Consider the following 6,628-nt stretch of genomic DNA (forward strand, 5'->3'; position numbering starts at 1 on the left):
GATCTGGTTGACGGTGATCGCCGCACTGGTCTCGGTCAGGCCGTAGCCCTCGTAGATGGTCAGGCCGACGCCGCGATAGAAGTGGCCCAGCCGCGCGCCCAGCGGTCCACCGCCGGACACCGATGCGTTGCAGTCGCCGCCCAGTGCGGCGCGGAGCTTGTGGTACACCAGCCGATCGAAGAGGGCGTGCTTGGCCCGCAGCAGCAGACCCGGGCCGCCGTGATCGGATGCCTCGCTCCAGTCGACGGCGGTTTGGGCGGCGATCTCGAAGATGCGGCCCTTGCCGTCGTTGGCGGCGTTCTGCGCGGCAGTGTTGTAGACCTTCTCGAACACCCGCGGCACCGACACCACGACGGTCGGCTTGAACACCGCGAACATCGGCACCAAATTCTTGATGTCACTGGTGAATCCGACGATGACCTTGTTATGGAACGCGCACAGCGTCAGCGCCCGCGCGAGCACGTGCGCGAGCGGCAGGAACACCAGCAGCCGCTCACCTTTGCGCAGCAGTGTCGGCAGCACCGCCTTGGCTCCGCGGGTCTCGTAGACCAGGTTCGAGTGGGTCAGTTGGCAGCCTTTAGGGCGCCCTGTGGTGCCCGAGGTGTAGATCAGCGTCGCCGGATCGTCGGCGTGCAGGGCCTCGACCCGAGAGGTGAGCTCGGCCGGGTCGACCGACGCGCCCTCCTGCTCGAGTTGGTCGAGCGCTTTGGGACCCGATCCGTCGATGTCCAGCACGCGCCGCAGTTCGGGCAGATTGCCGGCCAGCTCGGCGATCATCGAAGCGTGGGCATCGGTTTCGGCGAAGGCCATGACCGCGCCCGAATCGGTCAGCACCCAGCGCACCTGCTCGGCCGACGAGGTCTCGTAGATCGGGACGGTGACGCCGCCGACCGCGAGGATCGCCTGGTCCAGGATCGCCCACTCGTAGCGGGTTGCCGAGAAGATGGCGACCCGATCGCCAGGCCGCACCCCGTCTGCGATCAAACCCAATGCGGTGGAGCGGATTTGGGCTGCCGCAGCGGCACACGTCACATCGATCCAGGTCCCGTTGACCAGGCGCTGAAAGATCACCGCGTCGGGGTCGTTGCGCTCGTGCTCGAACACCGCGGTAACGATGTTGTCGTGCTCGTCAACCGTAAACGGAGCGGGCGCGGTAATTTCACGCACTCTTCTGACCTCGCTTCAGTGAATCCGACCAGGCGGGAAACCAGCCTAGTCCGGCGACGATGCCAGCCCGGAGGGTAGTGCGCCGGTCGGGCTGCTGTATGTGAAGCTATTGGCCGTGCACAGCGTTCAGATTGCCGACGAGACGTTTATCGCCGCCGATCCGGCCTGCGTGGGGGCCTTCGTAGGTGACCCGGCCAACTGGCGGCGGTGGTGGCCCGATCTGCGGCTGGAAGTCACCGAACAGCGCGGACCGCTGGGCGTTCGGTGGGCAGCGACGGGGCCGCTGACCGGCACCATGGAGATCTGGCTGGAACCGATGTTGGACGGCGTGCTGCTGCATTACTTTCTGCACGCCGAGCCGTCCGGGGTGTCGGCCTCGCAACTGGCCAAGCTCAATCTTGCGAAAATGACACATCGGCGTCGGGTTGCGGGCAAGAAAATGGCCTTCGAAGTCAAGATGACGCTGGAACGCTCCCGCCAAGTCGGCGTTTCTCCGATGCTTGACCAGGGCTGAGCTTCGCCGGGGAGTACCGTTTCTGCCGTGGGCCGAGGTTGGGGCCCAGATGACGCAGGTATAGCGGCGGGCCGGGGAGCCCAACCCGCGCAGCGCGGAGAAGGAAGCGATTAGGTGGCGGAGAAGACGGCCCAGACGATCTACATCGACGCGGCGCCCAGCACGGTTATGGACGTGATCGCAGATATCGGTTCGTACCCCGACTGGGTGTCGGAATATACCGAGGCCGAGGTCCTGGAAGCCGACTCCGCCGGCAACCCGAAGGTGGCGCGACTGGTGCTGGACACGAGCGTGCTCAAAGACACCCTGGTGCTCTCCTACAAGTGGCCGAAGGACCGTAAGTCGGTCAGCTGGTCGCTGGTCTCCAGTTCGCTGCTCAAGGCTCTTGATGGCGTATATCGATTGGCGCCCAAGGGATCTGGCACTGACGTGACCTACGAGCTCACGGTCGACCTGGCGATTCCGATGATTGGTCTGCTCAAGCGGAAAGCCGAGCGCAGGTTGACCGACACCGCGTTGAAGGATCTGAAGAAACGAGTCGAGGCTGAGTGAGTCCGCAGCGCCCGCCCCGGCCCGGATCAGTCTCTTCGTCGGCAAGGGTGGGGTAGGCAAGTCCACGTTGGCGGCCGCGACGGCCGTGCATGAAGCGCGCGCCGGTCAGCGGGTGCTCCTGGTGTCCACCGACCAAGCGCACTCGCTGGGCGATGTGCTCGGTGTCGCGGTCTCGCCGACCGGTCAACGCGATGCCGTCCGGGTGATGGCCGATCTTGAAACCGGGTCGACTGACGCGGGCGGCGGTGCGCTCGACGCGTTGGCGGTGGACACTCTGGCGCTGCTGGAAGCGCGCTGGCGCACGGTCGTCGACACGGTGGGTCGCCGCTTCCCCGAATCAGAGCTGGGCGATATTGCGCCCGAAGAACTTTCGGCATTCCCGGGGGTTCAGGAAGTGCTCGGCCTGCATGAGGTCGGTGAGCTGGCAAAGTGCGGGGAGTGGGACCACATCGTGGTCGACTGCGCGTCGACAGCCGATGCACTGCGGATGCTGACCTTGCCGGCGACCTTCGCGCTCTACGTCGAGCGCGCGTGGCCACGCCATCGCCGGCTTTCCACCGGCGCCGACGACGTACGGTCCACCGCGGTGGTGGAACTGCTTGAACGCATCAGCGCCAGCGTCGACAAACTCAGCGCGCTGCTGACTGATGGCACGCGCGTCGGCGCGCACCTGGTGCTCACCGCGGAGCGCGTGGTGGCTGCCGAGGCGGTCCGGACGCTCGGCTCGCTGGCGCTGATGGGCGTGCGTGTCGAGGAGTTAATCGTCAACCAGATTCTGATGCAGGACGATTCGTACGAATACCGCAACCTGCCTGCGCATCCGGCCTTCGACTGGTACTCGGAGCGGATCAGCGAACAGCGAACCGTGCTGGACGAACTCGATGCCGCGATCGGCGACGTCGCGCTGGTCCTCACCCCTCATCTGGCCGGCGAACCGATCGGCGCCAAGGCACTGGCCGAGCTGCTGGACAGCGCACGCCGCCGCGACGGGTCGGCGCCGCCCGGACCGTTGCGTCCCGTCGTCGATCTTGAATCCGGATCCGGACTGCAGTCGGTGTACCGATTGCGGCTAGAGTTGCCGCAGATCGATTCCGGGGCGCTCAGCCTGGGCAGGGTCGGCGACGACCTGATCGTTGGTGCCGGTGGGATGCGGCGAAGAGTCCGATTGGCGTCCGTCCTGCGGCGATGCACGGTAATCGACGCGCATCTTCGCGGCAGCGAGTTGACGGTGCGTTTTCAACCCGATCCGGAGGTGTGGCCGAAGTGACTGGCGTGCACCCCGACATCGGACCGGAATTACGCAAGCTCGCGCAGAAAATCCTCGACCAGATCGATCCCGCGGTGCGTTTGGCCGCGTCGATGGCAGTCGGTGACGGCGCGGGCACCGGCAAATGCCAACAGGTGTGGTGCCCGGTATGTGCGTTGGCCGCGGTGGTCAGCGGGGACGAACATCCGCTGCTAACCGTGATCGCCGAGCACAGCGTCTCGCTGCTGTCGGTGATTCGGGCCATCGTCGATCAAGTCGGTCAGACGACGCCGGCACCGCCGACGCCGCCGCCGGACGGACCGCCGGGCGGCGGTGTGGAACCCGAGGCCGCAGCCGACCCCCGCCCGTCGACTCGCTATCAGCCCATCTCCGTCACCGTCGACGAATAGAAAATCGATTTGCTGACAGCTGTCGAGTCGGTATCGAAGGCGTGAGTAAGACGTAAGTGTTTGTTAAGTGGTGCGTGTGCTGTGGTCCCACACACACTCGATGGGTAGTCTTGGCGCTGAACACTGTTGGCGCGGCTGAGTAGGAGGCTCGATGGCGTACTGGCTTTTGAAGTACATCTTCCTCGGCCCGTTGCTGACCATCCTCGGCCGACCGAAAATCGAAGGACTGGAATATGTCCCGCAATCCGGTCCGGCCATTTTGGCCAGCAACCATCTGGCGGTGATGGACAGCTTCTATCTGCCGCTGGTGGTGCGGCGCCGGATCACGTTCCTGGCGAAGTCGGAATACTTCACCGGAAAAGGTTTCAAGGGCTGGTGGAGCCGCTGGTTCTTCACCGCCGTCGGCCAGGTGCCGATCGACCGCAGTAGCGCCGACGCGGCTCAAGCCGCGCTGGACACCGCCCAGCGGGTTCTGGGCGAAGGCAAGTTGCTTGGCATGTATCCCGAAGGCACCCGCTCGCCCGACGGCCGGCTCTACAAAGGCAAGACCGGGCTGGCACGCCTGGCGCTGGAGACCGGCGTCCCGGTGATCCCCGTCGCGATGATCGGCACCAACAAGGTGAACCCGCCCGGAACCTCGATGCTCCGGTTCGGAAAGGTCACTGTCCGGTTCGGCAAGCCGATGGACTTCTCCCGGTTCGACGGTCTGGCAGGCAACCGATTCATCGAACGCGCCGTCATCGACGAGGTGATCTACGAGCTGATGGGGCTTTCCGATCAGGAATACGTCGACATCTACGCCGCGACGCTCAAGAACGGCAACGGATCGGCGCCGTCGGACAAGCAATCGTCGTCGCGGATTCCGCAGACGGCTGCCGGATAAGCGATCAGCTGACCGCGGACACCGGCGCCGGCGCAGTCGATGGCCGGGGCGCGGGCGCGGTTGCGGCGCCGACAGAAATGGTGGCTCCGGCGGCGACCAGGGTCGCCAGCGCCCACCACAGATACGACACCCCGGCGAGCTGACGCCACAGGGGCGCGGTCACCTCGTGGTGCTTGGGCATCAGATCGATCGGGGTCCACACCATCAGAGCCACCCCGGCGGCGCTGACCACGGCCATGACGACGTTTCGCCGCCGCCAGGCCAGCACGGCCGTCACCAGCACCGCCTCCAGCATCCACACCCAGTGGTGCGACCAGGACACCGGCGACACCGCCAGCCCGAACAAGGCAATGCAGATCACCGCCAAGACCGGCTCGCCGGCGCGCAACGCTCGACGGGCCGCCCACACCGTCAGCGCCAGCACCAGGAAACAGGCCAGCACCCATGGCAGGAATCGTTGGTGCTCGTCGAGGCCCAGCCGGGCCAACGTTCCGGCGATGTTCTGGTTGGTGTTCAGGCTCGCCGATCCGATCCGATCCGTGTTGCGCACGGTGTGAGTCCAGTACTCCCACGAGTCCTGCCAAGCCAACGCGAACCCGGCCGCGAGCGCGGTCACGACCGATGCCAACGAGGTGAGGACGGCGCGGCGGTCCCGGTTCAGCAGGAAGTACAGCAGGAACACCGCCGGAGTGAGCTTTAGCACGATGCCCAGTCCCAGCAGCAGCCCCCGCGGCCACGGCGTGCGACGCGGCACGCACTCGGCGATCACCAGCGTCATCAGAACGACGTTGATCTGACCGAAGGCGAAGTTCGCCATGATCGGTTCCCAGTAGAGCGTCGCCCACGCCACGATCAGCGCGGTCAGCCACCAACGGCGCAACCACCCCGGACCGGGCACCCACCGGCTGGCCTCCCACACGTCCATCCGGGTCAGCACGATCATCGTCGAGACCAGCAGCAGCGCCAGCGTGATCAGGGTGATGGTGACGCTGGCGGCCGGCATCCCCAGCCAGGCGAACGGGGCGAAGATGACCGCGGCCAGCGGGGGATAGGTGAACGGCAGGTTCAGCCCGATCGGCGTGTGGAACTTCACGTCGGGGCTGTACAGCGGATGGCCGTCCAGCCAGGCTTGGCCGCCCATCCGGTACACGTCGATGTCGATGCGGTAGGTGGTGCTTCCGACCACTCGCCACCCGGCGTAACCCAGCGCGACCAGCGCCAGCGCCTGAAGCAGCACCCATCCGGCGTTTCGCCAGATATTCGGCTGCGCCGTGGCTGCCCGCCCGCGCCCACTGCCCGCGTCGGGCGAGCCCCATCTACTCATGTCGGTGACAGCTTAATCGGTGCGGGCGTGCTAGTCGGTGTCGTGGACGGTCATCGGGCCGAAGGGGGCGTAGCTTTTCAAGCGTGCTGCACTGGTTCGAACACGACATCATCGGTCGCGGTCGATTACCCCTGTTGTGCTGCCTGATCGCCTTTATCCTGACGTTCTTCGTGACACGCACCTCCGTGCGGTTGATTCGCCGCCGCGACAGCACCGGCCGGCCGCCGCGGTGGTGGGAGCCACGCAACATCCACATCGGCTCCAAGCACGTCCATCACGTGGTGGTCGGCGTCGTCATGGTGATGATCTCCGGCATCACACTGGTGACGTTGTCCGTCAACGGAACCGAGCCCGAATTCACCGCGATCGCAATCATTTTCGGCATCGGCGCCGCGCTGGTGCTCGACGAGTATGCCTTGATCCTGCACCTGTCCGACGTCTACTGGGAGGAAGACGGGCGGACGTCGGTCGACGCGGTGTTCGCCGCGGTCGCGGTAGGTGGACTCCTGGTTCTGGGGTTGCACCCGCTGAT

Annotated in this window: 7 protein-coding genes and 1 pseudogene; 6 read left to right on the forward strand and 2 right to left on the reverse strand. The window is 65.8% G+C overall.

The window, feature by feature from the left end; all coding sequences use genetic code 11:
- On the reverse strand, positions 1–1,167 hold a 1,167-nt coding region (locus tag VN856_RS09960; RefSeq protein WP_325688477.1), incomplete at its 3' end, for an AMP-dependent synthetase/ligase.
- 115 nt (positions 1,168–1,282) lie between these two features.
- Between VN856_RS09960 and VN856_RS09965 the strand changes: the two genes are divergently transcribed.
- From VN856_RS09965 to VN856_RS09985, 5 genes are all read left to right on the forward strand, one after another.
- Complete coding sequence (locus VN856_RS09965; RefSeq protein WP_325688479.1) at positions 1,283–1,681, forward strand: polyketide cyclase / dehydrase and lipid transport; 399 nt, start codon at positions 1,283–1,285, stop codon at positions 1,679–1,681.
- Between the two features lie 114 nt (positions 1,682–1,795).
- Positions 1,796–2,233 carry an SRPBCC family protein gene (locus VN856_RS09970; protein WP_325688481.1) on the forward strand — a complete coding sequence of 146 codons (438 nt, stop codon included), beginning with the start codon at positions 1,796–1,798 and terminating at the stop codon, positions 2,231–2,233.
- A complete protein-coding gene (locus VN856_RS09975) occupies positions 2,226–3,500 on the forward strand; it encodes an ArsA family ATPase (RefSeq protein WP_325688489.1) in 1,275 nt (424 codons plus the stop codon). The genes VN856_RS09970 and VN856_RS09975 overlap by 8 nt, the downstream gene beginning before the upstream one ends.
- Positions 3,497–3,889, forward strand: a complete 393-nt coding sequence (locus VN856_RS09980; RefSeq protein WP_325688483.1) for a hypothetical protein — start codon at positions 3,497–3,499, stop codon at positions 3,887–3,889. Before VN856_RS09975 ends, VN856_RS09980 begins: the two co-directional genes overlap by 4 nt.
- Before the next feature lie 151 nt (positions 3,890–4,040).
- Positions 4,041–4,772, forward strand: a complete 732-nt coding sequence (locus VN856_RS09985; protein ID WP_325688485.1) for a lysophospholipid acyltransferase family protein — start codon at positions 4,041–4,043, stop codon at positions 4,770–4,772.
- A 4-nt stretch (positions 4,773–4,776) separates the two neighbouring features.
- Here VN856_RS09985 and VN856_RS09990 read toward each other — a convergent pair whose 3' ends face one another.
- Positions 4,777–6,096 carry a glycosyltransferase 87 family protein gene (locus VN856_RS09990; RefSeq protein ID WP_325688487.1) on the reverse strand — a complete coding sequence of 440 codons (1,320 nt, stop codon included), beginning with the start codon at positions 6,094–6,096 and terminating at the stop codon, positions 4,777–4,779.
- An 83-nt stretch (positions 6,097–6,179) separates the two neighbouring features.
- On the opposite strand from VN856_RS09990, the pseudogene VN856_RS09995 reads away from it, so the two are divergent.
- Positions 6,180–6,628 (forward strand): annotated as a pseudogene (locus VN856_RS09995) (hypothetical protein); the annotation flags it as partial.

Source organism: Mycobacterium sp., assembly GCF_035603715.1.
Lineage (GTDB): Bacteria > Actinomycetota > Actinomycetes > Mycobacteriales > Mycobacteriaceae > Mycobacterium.

Excerpts from the sequence above, each read along its gene's own strand:
- VN856_RS09985 (WP_325688485.1), top strand. The coding sequence starts at position 4,041 with ATGGCGTACTGGCTTTTGAAGTACATCTTCCTCGGCCCGTTGCTGACC.
- VN856_RS09990 (WP_325688487.1), bottom strand. The coding sequence starts at position 6,096 with ATGAGTAGATGGGGCTCGCCCGACGCGGGCAGTGGGCGCGGGCGGGCA.